The 12,525-nt window shown below is 70.0% G+C and carries 12 protein-coding genes and 1 pseudogene; 7 read left to right on the plus strand and 6 right to left on the minus strand.

The window, feature by feature from the left end:
* Nucleotides 1-329: 329 nt before the first annotated feature.
* Nucleotides 330-632, plus strand: a complete 303-nt coding sequence (locus AB0G56_RS37365) for a hypothetical protein (RefSeq protein ID WP_360979226.1) — start codon at nt 330-332, stop codon at nt 630-632.
* A gap of 674 nt (nt 633-1,306) precedes the next feature.
* Here the strand turns inward: AB0G56_RS37365 and AB0G56_RS37370 are convergent.
* On the minus strand, nt 1,307-2,326 hold the full coding sequence (locus AB0G56_RS37370) for a DMT family transporter (protein ID WP_360979184.1): 1,020 nt from the start codon (nt 2,324-2,326) through the stop codon (nt 1,307-1,309).
* Nucleotides 2,327-2,414: 88 nt separating this feature from the next.
* Between AB0G56_RS37370 and AB0G56_RS37375 the strand changes: the two genes are divergently transcribed.
* From AB0G56_RS37375 to AB0G56_RS37395, 5 genes and pseudogenes are all read left to right on the plus strand, one after another.
* On the plus strand, nt 2,415-3,035 hold the full coding sequence (locus AB0G56_RS37375) for a helix-turn-helix domain-containing protein (RefSeq protein WP_360979187.1): 621 nt from the start codon (nt 2,415-2,417) through the stop codon (nt 3,033-3,035).
* A gap of 651 nt (nt 3,036-3,686) precedes the next feature.
* On the plus strand, nt 3,687-3,986 hold the full coding sequence (locus tag AB0G56_RS37380; protein ID WP_360979190.1) for a hypothetical protein: 300 nt from the start codon (nt 3,687-3,689) through the stop codon (nt 3,984-3,986).
* Nucleotides 3,983-4,507 (plus strand): IS3 family transposase, encoded by a 525-nt coding sequence (locus tag AB0G56_RS37385; protein WP_360979193.1) that lies wholly within the window; start codon nt 3,983-3,985, stop codon nt 4,505-4,507. Before AB0G56_RS37380 ends, AB0G56_RS37385 begins: the two co-directional genes overlap by 4 nt.
* 15 nt (nt 4,508-4,522) lie before the next feature.
* Nucleotides 4,523-4,774, plus strand: a complete 252-nt coding sequence (locus AB0G56_RS37390; protein WP_360979196.1) for a hypothetical protein — start codon at nt 4,523-4,525, stop codon at nt 4,772-4,774.
* 131 nt (nt 4,775-4,905) lie between these two features.
* Nucleotides 4,906-5,506, plus strand: a pseudogene (locus tag AB0G56_RS37395) (transposase); the annotation flags it as partial.
* A 534-nt stretch (nt 5,507-6,040) separates the two neighbouring features.
* On the opposite strand, the gene AB0G56_RS37400 reads toward AB0G56_RS37395, so the two are convergent.
* The 4 genes from AB0G56_RS37400 to AB0G56_RS37415 form a co-directional block, all read right to left on the minus strand.
* On the minus strand, nt 6,041-6,931 hold the full coding sequence (locus tag AB0G56_RS37400) for an NmrA/HSCARG family protein (protein ID WP_360979199.1): 891 nt from the start codon (nt 6,929-6,931) through the stop codon (nt 6,041-6,043).
* 83 nt (nt 6,932-7,014) lie between these two features.
* A complete protein-coding gene (locus AB0G56_RS37405; protein ID WP_360979202.1) occupies nt 7,015-7,455 on the minus strand; it encodes a MarR family transcriptional regulator in 441 nt (146 codons plus the stop codon).
* 430 nt (nt 7,456-7,885) lie between these two features.
* On the minus strand, nt 7,886-8,929 hold the full coding sequence (locus AB0G56_RS37410; protein ID WP_360979205.1) for an alcohol dehydrogenase catalytic domain-containing protein: 1,044 nt from the start codon (nt 8,927-8,929) through the stop codon (nt 7,886-7,888).
* A gap of 132 nt (nt 8,930-9,061) precedes the next feature.
* Complete coding sequence (locus AB0G56_RS37415) at nt 9,062-10,330, minus strand: MFS transporter (protein WP_360979208.1); 1,269 nt, start codon at nt 10,328-10,330, stop codon at nt 9,062-9,064.
* Nucleotides 10,331-10,466: 136 nt separating this feature from the next.
* On the opposite strand from AB0G56_RS37415, the gene AB0G56_RS37420 reads away from it, so the two are divergent.
* Entirely contained in the window at nt 10,467-11,372 is a 906-nt protein-coding gene (locus AB0G56_RS37420; RefSeq protein ID WP_360979211.1) for a helix-turn-helix transcriptional regulator, read from the plus strand.
* A 55-nt stretch (nt 11,373-11,427) separates the two neighbouring features.
* On the opposite strand, the gene AB0G56_RS37425 is transcribed toward AB0G56_RS37420, so the two are convergent.
* Nucleotides 11,428-12,186, minus strand: a complete 759-nt coding sequence (locus AB0G56_RS37425; RefSeq protein WP_360979214.1) for a helicase associated domain-containing protein — start codon at nt 12,184-12,186, stop codon at nt 11,428-11,430.
* Nucleotides 12,187-12,525 lie beyond the last annotated feature (339 nt).

A 12,525-nucleotide genomic window follows, 5' to 3' on the forward strand; every position in this document is an offset into this window, starting at 1 on the left:
CACCACCGGCCGCCGCCGCATCCTCCGTCTCGCCCGCCACTGGCCAGGTCCCCCTCGAGCGCGCCAGCGATGCCCTGCGCGCCGAGGGTGCCAGCCGGCCAGCAGCCCCGCCTCCCGCGATGTGGTGACCTTCCTCAGCCCGCGGCTGGCGGGCCAGGCCTGGGTACTGCGGCGCTGGGACCGTCACGACGACGCCGTGACGCTGCATGCGGATGACGATTTCGCAGTGTCCAAGCTCGCCGAGTACGTGCGCGGAGTCTGGGCCGACCTCGTGGGTGAGGGAGGAGTCCCCGACCAGCCGCCCACCGGTGACCGCGAGGCTGGCCGGCTTGACTACGGCCCCGAACGCGACAGCCGCACGGACGAGGGATACACCCCTCTACGCCGAGACCATCGCCCGGCACGGCCGGCCCCGCATCGGGCTGCTCGACTACCGCTTCCTCGACCAGGACGCGAGTCAGCAGGCCAACCGCCACGCCACCTTCCACCCGCAGACCGATTACGACAGCTTGTCGTGCGTCGAGGTCGACGGCGTCCTGGTGTTCGCCTACCTGGCCCACGAGGCCCGCGCCGTGAAGGCCTCCGTGTACCTCGACTCCGCGGCCAACCGGCTGCTCCGCCCTGGCTCTTGAGCAGCCGCTCGTCCTGAGCAACGAGTCGGCAGTGGCGGCGATACCGCGGTACCGGATCGTCTCCACTGCAAGTTGTTTGGCTCTGGGTGTCCATAACCAGGATCTGATAGCCAAGGTGCGCGCTGAAGGCCGCTTCTGGAAGATCGACAGGGGACACGATCTCATGATCAGCGAGCGGGAGCCGTCGCCGGTCTGCTGACAGAGATCGTGTCCGCAGCGGGCTGACCGCAGGTGGAGCGCAGGCGTGAACCTGCACCGAGACGTCGGCCCGGGCCCGAGTGCTGGAGCACGCCGATCCGTTGATCGCCCGGTAAGGCGTCCACCGTTCGGCATCGCCATTGCGGCGCTCGGCACCGTGGGCCTGGCGCAGTCCGGCACCCACCCCCTGCTCCAGCCTTGCCTCGCCGATGCGCTCATCGCCCTCGTCCTGTTCGTCCTCCTGCTGGTGATGCGTGAGCCGCACCCCGCCACGGCAGGGAAGGGCTCACCCAGGGCAACGAGATCGAGTACCTCTTCCGCAAGATCCGCAAGATCCGCAAGGTCCGCATGTTCCGCATTCTCACCGGCATGTTCGAGATCCAGCGCAACGGCGTCGCCAGGATCCTGGCCTTCGACCACTGACCCGGCCGGGTCCGGCCCTGCGGTGGTGCTGCTGCACGGGTGCCCAGGACCGGTCACCGCTGGCGCAGCATCGACCTGGCGGAGGAAGTCCCCGACGAGCCGGCCGACGTCCTCCTGCCGTTCCTGGCCGCGTCCCCATCGCCGGCACCGACCGCGGCCTGACCGGCGTCTCCCGGGCCGGCGGCTGATCGGGCCGGCCGAGCGGGGGCGCCTGCCCCGCGGCGGACGACGGCGACGGCTGCGAGACCGGCGGCCAGTCCGAGGGCGGTCCGCACGCCGAAGGGCTCGCCGAACATGAGGGCGCCCCACAGGGCGGTGACCGGGGCCATGAGGAACATGAGGGTGTTGACCTCGGTGACGCCCCTGCGGCGCAGGATCAGCCAGTACAGTCCGTACCCGCCGAAGGTGGGCAGCACGACGAGCCAGGCGGTCGCCGCCCAGAACGAGAAGGAAGCGGGCGGGACCGCCGCTCCCGTGCCGAGAGCCAGCGCAGAGAAGAGGACGGCGCTGGTCACGCAATGGATCGTCAGCGCCGCCCGGGGTGCGACCGGTACGCGCGAGCGGCCTTCCAGGAGGGTGGCCGCCACCAGGGACAGCATGCCGAGGAAGGGCACGAGGTATACCCACCAGGCGACGTCGGAGCCCGACGCTGCCGCGTCGGCGGCGGTGACGGTGGCGACCCCGGCCAGGCCCAGCCACAGCCCGGCCCATTGCCGGCGTGAGACGTGCTGCCGCAGCAGCGGTCCGGCCAGCGCGCCTGCGACAAGCGGCTGGACTCCGTCGATCAGAGCGGTGGTTCCGGTGGAGACGCCGAGCTGGATGGCGTGGTAGACGCTGAGCAGGTACCCGCTCTGCGACAGTGCGCCGATGGCGATCTGCCGGCCGAGATCCCGCGGCCCCAGGCCCCGCCACGGCGCCCGGGAGAGGGACGCGGCGGCGACGAGAGCCAGCGCGAGCGGCAGGAAACGCCACATCAGGAGCGTGGTCACGGTCGATGTTCCGGCGCCGAGCTTGGCTCCGATGAAGCCGGAGCTCCAGCACAGGACGAAGGCGACGGAGAGCAGGGCGTTCACTTGACCACATCCCGTGAATACTCGAAATTATACAGAACGGTATACCTGCCATGGGTGCCCACTATACAGACCGGTATACTCGTGGGTCATGGAGACCGATGAAGTCCCGCACCGCATCCGCATGACACCCGGCGCGCGACGGGTGCTGGAAGCCGCCGACCGGCTGTTCTACGAGCGCGGCATCCACCCCGTGGGCGTGGACCTCATCGCCGCCGAGGCGGGGGTGACCAAAAAGACGCTGTACGACCGGTTCGGCTCGAAGGAGCAACTCGTCGTGGAGTACCTCGCCCGACGCGACCAACGCTGGCGGGAACTGCTCGGCACCCACCTGGACGCGGCCGCAGGACAGGCGCCGGCGGCCCGGATCCTGGCCGTCTTCCGGGCCGCGCGCGCCTGGGCGGGGGAACACGGCTCCAGAGGGTGCAGCATGATCAACGCTCATGCGGAGATCGGGGATCCGGCCCACCCGGCGTACCCGGTCATCACGGGGCAGAAGCAGTGGATGATCGGCCTGTTCACCCGCCTAGCCCGGGAGATCGACGAGGCGGAGGCGGACCGGCTGGCTCAAGGACTGATGCTCCTGCACGAGGGAGCGGTGGTCGCGCACGGGCTGGGTGTCTTCCATGACCCGTTCGGCCAGGCCCTCGACCGGGCCCGCGAGCTGCTGGAACACCAGGCCGCGGCCGGGCCGGGCGCGCCGCCCCGGTGAAGCGGGCGCCCCGCGGACGACGCTCCCGCCCGGTGCCGCACGACCCGGCGGTCGTTCACCCGCCGCCGGGCCGAGGACCCGCCACGACGACGGAGGCGGTACATGGGATAGTCCGGTGCAGGGATGACAACCTGATGATGGGGGTCCAGGAGCGCGTGCGGGGCCAGGGGTGCGAGCTCTGAAAATCCGTTGCCGAGGTAGATGTCGCACGACCGTACGGTGTCGAGCCTTTTGCCGCTGCCGGCCACCGCGTCACGGGCATCCGGGGGCCCGGCGGCGCTGTATCCGCAGGAGTCGTCGAGCTGGTCACGCACCGTCTGCACGGCCTCGCGGGCGGGCGGCAGACCGTGCGCGGCGGGGTCGCCGAGGTTCAGCGCGAGTACGTCCTCCCTGGCGGCTCGCATGCGTTCCCCTGTGCCGCCAGCGGGCCGCGCAGACTACAAGAAGTGTCCCCTCGGCAGAGGGTACTCAATGAGCTTGGACTCCGCGTTGATCGTCAACGCTTCGCGCAGCGGCGGTGAATGCCCGCTGACCGGGTGCAACCTGTCCGGTAGGGATACTGAGGTGACTCCCTTGGCGTGGCCACTCTGACAATGGATCTTGTAGGTCCGAGGGAGGGTGTCCTGGTGGGGACGGGAGTCTCCATATCCGGTGGAGTTCAGGAACTACGCGGTGGCGTTGTACCGCGTGGCGGGCGGGAAGCGGACGTATGCCGTGGTCGCTGCGGACGTTGGGGCGACCGGCGAGACGCTGCGCAGTCGGGTCCGGCAGGCCGACGAGGTCGCCGGCCGTGGGCAGGTCCGTGGTGACGAGACGGCGGAGGACCGGGGCGAGGAACTGGCGAGGCTCCGGCCGAGCTCGGCTGGCTGCGCAAGGCAGAAGGAGTGGGAACTCGAGTGCGAGATCCTGCGCCGGGCGGCCCAGTATTTCGCCAAGGAGATGAGGGCATGACCGGCCGCTGGGACTTCATCTCCGCTTACCGCGCCGACTTCGGCGTGCAGCGGATATGCCGGTTCCTTGAGGTCTCGCGCTCAGGCTATTACCGGTGGCTGGCCGGGGCTGAGGCACGACAGTCCCGCTGGGCGGGCGACGATGCCCTGGTCGAGGAGATCCGCGAGATCCACGCCGATCACAAGGGCACGTACGGAGTCCGCCGCGTCCACATGGCTTCGGCCTCCGCGACGCGCAAGTGGAAGGTCATCAGTTTGCGGAGGTTCTCCCGCGCGGCCGCGGTGAGCACCCCGGTCTGCGACGCCGCCAGCCGCGCACGCCGCACATCCTCCGTGTCCGACCCCTGCTGCGCCCGGTGCCCGTATTCGGGGGTCGCGGATGTCCACGCACACGACCTGGTAAGCGGCGATCAGCCGGCGCTCGATCGCCTCGGAGAGCGTGAGCTTGCAACGAGACCGGGTGACCGCCTGCGACCGATTCCGACCGATGGCGCCACTCACCTGCCCCATCGGTATACCTGATATTTTCTTGCCTCCATGGCACACACGACGATCAAGGTCGAGGACACCGTCCGGGACAGACTCGCCGCCCTCGCCGCCGAGAAGGGCACCAGCATCGCGCAGCTGGTCAGCGACTTCGCGGCGCACACCCAGACGGCGAGCGAGCGCGCCGAACGCACTGCCCGCACCCTGGTGGTGCTGCGGGAGATGTCGGGCTACACCCCGACCCCCGAGCAGGACTCGGCGGCAGACGCCGAACTGGCCCGCCGACTCGGCGACACCGCATGAGCCCTGCCCCCGCCCAGGCGGTGGACGTGGTCCTGGACGAGAGCGCCCTCCTGGCCCTGGGGGGCGGACAATGTTCTGGTCTCGCGGATCTTGCACAGAGTCTCGCCGCTGAACATTCCGCTGACGCCGCACTGGGCGTCCTGTCCCACTTTCGTGACCAGTTCTGCGACTGCCTCTATACCCGGGCGGATGCGCTCTTCGAGCTCACCGACGCGGTGCTGTGCTCGGACGGCCCGGTAACGTCGCTGGGCGAGTTGACGCTCACGGCCGAGCACCGGCGTGGGCATGGGGCGATGTACGACGCAGTCAATCACGGCTGGCTGGAGCCGTGCCGCCTGCGCAGGCTGCTGACCTCCACGCCGCTGCCGCGTGCGGCCGACGGGCGCATCGTGCTCGCGGTCGATGTGAGCAACCGGCTGCGTCCCGACGCCCCCACCAGCCCGGAGTTTGCTGTTCTGTCACGTCTATGGGCGGGGCCACAGCGCGGATCAGCTCGTCCCTGGCTGGCCCTACTCCTTCGTCGCTGCGCTGGAGACGGGGCGCACGTCTTGGACGGCCGTGCTGGACGCGATCCGGCTGGGGCCGGCCGACGACGCCACCGCGGTGACCGCCACCCAGCTGCGCGAGGTGGTCACCCGGCTGGTGCACGCCGGGCAGTGGTGGCCGGGCGACCTTGACATCCTCGTCGTCATGGACACCGGCTACGACGTCACCCGCCTCGCCTACGTCATTGTCACACGAGCATCCGCAAGACGCTGAAGCGCGCGTTCCGCCTCGCCGAGTGCGGCCTGCACCCGCTCGGCCTCATCTCGCAACCGCGCGACCTCTTCCCGGACCTTCTTCTCCCGGGCCTCCAGCAGACCGGGCACCGACGGCACCAGCCACCTCCACAAACGAGACGAACGGACCAACTACGCCCATCCCTCCCGCCGCCAACCGGAGTTCATGCCCACCCACCCCGAACCAAACGATCACGTTCGGAAAGCGGAAGGCGTCTATGCGGCAGCAGCGCTGCATTGGGCGAACGCGGAGGGCCGGCTCGCGGGCGTAGTCGGTGAGGTCTTTTGTCTGGCGGCCCGGGGCCTCCTGGACGTGGATCTTTACCTCGCCGTCGACCGGCGGCCTCTCGACAACCAGTGTGCCGGTGTCGGCCTCGGGCACGCCCCGGGAGCTTCGTGACTACTTTAACCGTTGGCGGATGCGTGGCCGTGCCCAGAGCGCCGAGACCGTGGGCACGATCGCGGGGCGTTCATCGCGGCCGGAGGCTCAGGAACCAGCCACGTTTGTGGGCGCGGTCCAGCCGGTAGCTCGGATCCACTCGACCAGGTCCAGGGTGGCCGGCTCGATCGAGCGCACCACCGCGAGGTCCGAAGGGTATTCCGCCGCCTTCGCGAACTCGCGGAACATCGCCTGGTCGAGGTCGTTGGGAAGCACGCTCAACGGGAGGGCCTCGTACCGTGCCGGGAGCCCGGCGCGCGCGCCGAACGCCGCGGCGATCTGAGGGCCCGTCAGCTCGTCGCCGACGAGCTCGACGGCTCCGCCGGGCGCCTCCGCGGTGTCGAGCAGGAGCGCGGCGGCGACCCGGCCGATGTCCCTGACCGAGATCATCTTCAGGGCGACGTCCTCCGGCAGTGGCAGCCTTAGCACGATCTCCCCATGCTCCAGGCTCGGTGCCATCACGCTCGCGAAGTTCTCCATGAAGGCGGTCGCGCGAACCATCGCGGCCCTCAGCCCGGACTTCCTCAGGTGCTCCTCGATCCAGTGCTTCGAGTCGTGGTGCGGCACACCCGACTCCCGGTCCGCTCCGAAGACCGAGTTGAACACGACGTGCGGGACGCCGGCCTCGACCGCCGCGTCGACGAGCGCGGTACCGATGCAGATCTCCGCCTCGACCTCTTCGAGGCTGTTCGCCTCCGGGGTCATGAAGTAGAACCCCTCGACCGTCGTCAGCGCGGCGGCCAGCGACGCCGGGTCCTCGGCCCGGATGGCCGCCAGCTCGACGCCGCGGGCGGCCAGCGCCTGAGCCCGGTCGGACTGCGGGTTGCGGACCAAAGCCCGCACCCGCGCCTTGTGGTCCAGCAGCGCGTCGACCACCGCCCCGCCCTGTTGCCCCGTCGCGCCGAAGACTGCGATCGTGCCGGTCGTCTGTGTGCTCATCGCTGCCACCCTTAAGTAGTTCATGGCATGAACGAAATTAGTTCATGGCATGAACGTCGTCAAGGTGCGGGTGTAGCGGGACCTCACGGTGTGATGGGTTGGTTCGAGGTGGGCGAAGAGAGGTCCGTGGTGTCCACGATGGCGGTGGCCACGCGCTCGAAGTCGCGCTGGTCGTCGGCGTCGAGGTTCCTCGCGATCTCGGGCAGGCGCTTGGCGACCTCGGCGTAAACGGCCTCGGCGAGCACCTTCCCCGTGGGTGTCGCACTGAGCATGACGACCCGTCGGTCCTGCGCCGAGCTTGCCCGGCCGACCAACTCGCGCCGCGCGGTGCGATCGACCAGCTGGCTCAATGCGTTCTTGGTCATACCCAACGACGCGGCGAGGTCAGCCATCTGCCGCGGCTCGTTCCTGACTGCGCAGAGCAGCGTGGCCTGCGAGGGGGTCAGGTCGAACTCGGTGCAGATCTGCGCGTACTTGCGTTGAATCACAACCGAGAGCCAGAAGAGCTTGTCGCCATAGTCCACGCCGACCTCCCACGTCCGATGACGAACGATCAGCCTACTCGTCGCGGGCCGGCAGACCACGCCACTCACTTCCTGGCCTTCCTCGGACTCGCGGCAGCTCTGACCTGCTACAAGAAGCTCGCCAAACCCGCCACGTGAGACAAGCTCTTACCCTGTCCCTTCACCCTCAGTATCCGGCAAAGGTTATCGACATCCTCCACTGGGCCCGCAGCGGGCGGAATGGAACCAATGAGACGGATCAGGTACGGATCAGATCCGGTGAGAGGAGACCAGCTCAGCTGAGAACCCACAGCAGGTCCTGGAACTCGAGCACTTCCGGGCGCTCGTCTCGGACTGCTTCTCTGTCAAGTTCAGCGTGTTGGAGTGAGGTGACCAGCCAGGCGTGGCCGGAGGGGGCTGGCATAGCCGCGGCCCCCTCCGGCTACGAGGGTCAGGGCTTGACGAGGACCTTGAGGCTCTTGCGGTCGGCCATGTCCCGGTAGCCGGCCGGGACGCCGTCGAGGTCGGTGGTGGCGTCGAAGACCTTCCCCGGCTCGATGGTGCCGTTGAGGATGTCGGGCATCAGTTCCTCGATGTAGGCGCGCACGGGGGCGGGTCCTCCCGCGAGGCGGATGTTGTGGCGGAAGAGGCTGCCCATGCCGATGGGCGCGTCCTCGTACTGGGGCACGCCGACGCGGCTGATCACGCCGCCGGGGCGGACGACGCCGAGGGCCTGCTGGTAGGCGGGCATGTGGCCGACCGCTTCCAGGACCACGTGCGTGCCGTGCCCGCCGGTCAGCTCCCGGACCGCCTCGATTCCTTCCTCTCCGCGGGCGGAGACGACGTCGGTGGCGCCGAACTCGCGGCCCAGGTCGGTGCGCGCCTGGTGGCGGCCCATGAGGATGATCTGCTGGGCGCCGAGCCGCTTGGCCGAGAGGACCGCGAGCAGGCCGACGGCGCCGTCGCCGATCACGGTGACACGGGTGCGGTCATTGACGCCGCCGGCGACGGCGGCGTGGTAGCCGGTGCCGAAGACGTCCGAGAGGGTGAGCAGGGACGGGATGAGGGCGGAGTCGGCCGCGACGGGGAGCTTGACGAGGGTGCCGTCGGCGAGTGGGACGCGGATGGCTTCGGCCTGGCCGCCCTCTTCTGCTTCGCCGTCCCAGAAGTTCGCCTGTGCGTGCGCGCAGGAGGTGTGCAGGCCCTCACGGCAGAACTCGCAGGTGTTGTCGGAGATGGCGAACGGAGCGACGACCAGGTCGCCGCGCTCGACGGTGGTCACTTCGGAGCCGGTGTCCTCGACGATGCCGATGAACTCGTGGCCCATCCGGGCGGGGCCGTCCTCGGGCTTCATCGAGCCGTAGGGGTGCAGGTCGCTGCCGCAGACGCAGGAGGCGGTGATGCGGACCAGGGCGTCGGTGGGGTGCTTGATGACGGGGTCGGGGATGTTCTCGACGCGGACGTCGCCGGCGCTGTACATGAGGGTCGCGCGCATGAGTGGTGCTCCGTTTCCAGATGGTGCGTGATGGTGTGGGCCGGATGCCAGTGACGAGCGGGTGCTTGCCGGACCACTTTCGTCGGTTTGGCAGGTTTTATTCGTATTTGCGGTCTTGGTCTTCGCGTCTCTTTACCGCGCGGTGCCGGCGGTGGCCTGGGCGATGGCTGTTGCCGTGCGGCGGCGCTTGAGGAGCGCGAGGGCGACGGCGGGCACCAGGGTGAGGGCGGCGATCACGGTGCCGACGAGGGCGGGGCCGGTGGCGCCGAGCGAGGAGTCGAGGGTGCGGCCGGCGATCCCGGAGCCGATGGCCGTGCCGAGGTTGAATGCCGAGACGGTCAGGGCGGAGGCCAGCACGGGCGCCTGCTTCGCGAAGCGCACGGCCAGGGCCATCAGCACCGGGTTGGCGCCCAGGCCGAAGAAGCCCAGCAGAGCGACCAGGATGACGGTGGGCACGGCATAGCCGGCCAGCAGGGAAATCGCCAGCAGCAGGAGGGGCGCTCCGGCGGCGGCCACGATCGTGACCGTGTGCGGACGGCGGTCACCGAGGCGGCCTCCGACCAGCGAGCCGGCCAGCGCGCCCAGGCCGAAGCCGACCAGGACCAGCGGCACGATCCCCGAGGCGATCCCGGTTCGGTCGGTCAGCAGCAGCGCGATATAGGAGTACGCGGCCAGGACACCGCCGGTCGTGGCGGCGCAGGCCGCCAGCACCAGCCACACGCGGCCCGAGCGCAGCGCGGTCAGCTCGGAGCGGACCGACACCGTCTGCTGGGCCGGTCCGTCGTGCGCGACGGTACGGGCGATCAGCACGATGGCGGCGGCGGAGAGGACGGCCAGGGCCCAGAAGGGTCCGCGCCAGCCCACGAGCTGTCCGGCGAACGCGCCCAGCGGCACGCCGACGACGTTGGCGAGCATCGCTCCGGCCCCGACGAGGCCGAGGGCGCGGGAGCTGGCGGCGGGGCCTGCGGCGTTCGCGGCGGCCACATTGGCCACCGCCCAGAACGCTCCGGTGGCGATCGCGGTCAGGAACCGCGCGGCCAGCAGCAGGGTGAAGTCCGAGCCGACGGCGACGACGACGTGTCCGGCGGCGAAGACGCCCAGGGCGAGCATCAGAGTCAGCCGCTTGGGCAGCCGCAGCGTGAGCATCGCCATCAACGGTGCCCCGATGATCATTCCGACCGCGAAGACGGTGATCATCAGGCCGGTCCGGGCCACGCTCACGTTCAGGTCGCCCGCGATCTCGGGCAGCAGGCCGGCCACGACGAACTCGGTCGTGCCCATCAGGAACGTGCCCAGCGCCAGGATGTAGACGACGAGCGGCAGCCGGGCCGGCGCTGCCTGCCCCGGCTGCTCGGCCCGCACGTCGGCGGGGGCCTGGAGGGTTCCTCCTCGCGTACTCACGGTTGATCTCCATGGGGGTTGTGATCGGGGTGCGTGTTCCAGGAGACCGGCATCCGCGCAGGCGGGGAAGGTCGCGTTTATGGGGGGTACAACCTCAACCCCTCTTCCGCGGCCGAGGCCGCCTACCGTGGAACGCATGGACGACCAGCACGACCACCGCACCGAGATCCGGGACTTCCTCGCCAGCCGCCGCGCGAAGATCACCCCGGAGCAGGCCGGGCTGCCCACCAGCGGCCGGCGCCGGGTCCCGGGCCTGCGGCGCGAGGAGGTCGCCGTCCTGGCCGGAGTCAGCACGGAGTGGTACACCCGTCTGGAAAAGGGCCACATCGGCGGAGTCTCCGCAGACGTCCTCGCCGCCGTCGCGCAAGCCCTGCAGCTCGACGAGGACGAACGCACCTACCTCTTCGACCTGGCTCGTGCCGCACGCCCTGCGAGCCGCACGCCCTCACGCCGCAGGGACGTCGCCGTGCCGCCCCGCACCCAGTGGCTGCTCGACTCCATCACCATGTCCGCCGCCTTCGTCCGCAACGGCCGCCTGGACGTCATCGCCCACAACGCCCTCGGCCGCGCCCTGCACGCCTCGATGTTCGACAGCCCCACCACCGACAAACGCGGCCGCCCCAACTTCGCCCGCTACCACTTCCTCGACGACGCCTCCCGCGACTTCTTCGTCGACTGGGACGCCGGCGCCGCCGCCACCGTCGCGCTGCTACGCGCCGAGGCCGGGCGGGAACCGCATGACCGGACCCTGCGCGAGCTCATCGGCGAACTATCCACCCTCAGCGCCGACTTCCGCACGATGTGGGCGGCGCACGACGTCCGCATCCGCCACGACGGCGTCAAACGGCTCCAGCACCCCGACGTCGGCCTCCTGGAACTCACCTACCAGTCCGTGGACCTGCCCGTCTCACAGCGAGCCGTGCACGACCTGAGCCTCTACACTGCCGAACCCGGCAGCACCTCCGAAGACCACCTCAAACTCCTCGCCAGCCTCGCGGCCACCCCGGTCCAGCCGACGGAGCCCACCGACCAGCTGCGCTGAGTAGCCGAGCACGGACGCTTCCACGGGCAGTGAGCCCTGCCGGGCCCCTTCCCGGCTACCTGGTACCTGGTGCCTGCCCCGGTAGTACGCGCACGACGGCCCGGCCGTCGGCGAACTTCTGGCGCAGGTGACTGTTCTCCACCGTGGCCTGGTGCAAGGCGCCCACCAGTGCCTCGACGTCCACCGGACACCACCCCGCATCAATCGCTTCCAGCGCCTCCCGGCGGCTCTCAGGCAGCTCCCCAGTGCTCGGTACGCCCGTTTCCCCCGCCTCACGCCGTGCGGCGTTCACAGCGGCTTTCCGGGCGGCCTGACGCTGATTCTTGGCCCACGTCCCGATGGGCTGCCCCTCCCACACGGCTGTGGCCGGGGGCACGAAGTGGCCGTGCACGTCCGCGTACGAGCGGGCCACGGCCAGCATGCCGTCCCATTCCGTGTAGACCGACCACACCATGCCGAGCTTCTCCAGCTCGGCCACCCGCTCAGCCTCCAGCGTCCCGGCCGCGTAGTACCGGCGCTGATCCGCCAACCACGCACCCAACGGGTAGGAACCGACCTTCGCCCAGTCCTGCGGGCTCCGGTACGCCACCGGCACCGACAGCACCTCCGAACCGGTCTCCCGCCGCCACCGCGACGCGGCCTCGATGCCGCGCCGCCAGTACGCCCCTTCGGGGTCGATGACCCGCAGCCGCACGAATGCGGCCACGGCCGCAGGGTCGCGCTCGGTGCTGAACCGCAGCACACCAGCCGCCGCCGCACTCACCCGCGCCGCACCCTCGCCGCCCTGCTCCTGGTCCTCGCCATCCTCGGCCAACTCTGCCTCAGCAGCAGCAAGTTCGGACGTGCACGGCCGCCCACGGCTTCCCAGCATCCCCACTCGTCCTGTGCGCCTCATCAACGACCATCAGGTCCCACACCGGAAGGCCGACCCCGTGCGCCCGCTGGAGGATCCCGAGCCCCACCGACGCATACGTCGCGAACACGGTCACCATCTCCAACCCCCCGACCCACGCCGCGAGTTCGCCCGGATCCGTCGTGCAGGGCACCCCGTCCGACTCATGTGAGGTTCGGGGAAGGCGCCACTGGGGTGTTCGGGTTTCCGCGTCACTGATGCGGGCTGGTGTTCGTGCTGGTCGGTCAGCATTTCGGTTGG

Origin of the sequence: Streptomyces sp. NPDC021356 (genome assembly GCF_040641015.1) — a bacterium.
GTDB lineage: Bacteria > Actinomycetota > Actinomycetes > Streptomycetales > Streptomycetaceae > Streptomyces.

Coding starts and splice junctions, on each gene's coding strand:
- AB0G56_RS37375 (WP_360979187.1), top strand. CDS start 2,415: ATGGAGACCGATGAAGTCCCGCACCGCATCCGCATGACACCCGGCGCG.
- AB0G56_RS37385 (WP_360979193.1), top strand. CDS start 3,983: ATGACCGGCCGCTGGGACTTCATCTCCGCTTACCGCGCCGACTTCGGC.
- AB0G56_RS37390 (WP_360979196.1), top strand. CDS start 4,523: ATGGCACACACGACGATCAAGGTCGAGGACACCGTCCGGGACAGACTC.
- AB0G56_RS37400 (WP_360979199.1), bottom strand. CDS start 6,931: ATGAGCACACAGACGACCGGCACGATCGCAGTCTTCGGCGCGACGGGG.
- AB0G56_RS37410 (WP_360979205.1), bottom strand. CDS start 8,929: ATGCGCGCGACCCTCATGTACAGCGCCGGCGACGTCCGCGTCGAGAAC.
- AB0G56_RS37420 (WP_360979211.1), top strand. CDS start 10,467: ATGGACGACCAGCACGACCACCGCACCGAGATCCGGGACTTCCTCGCC.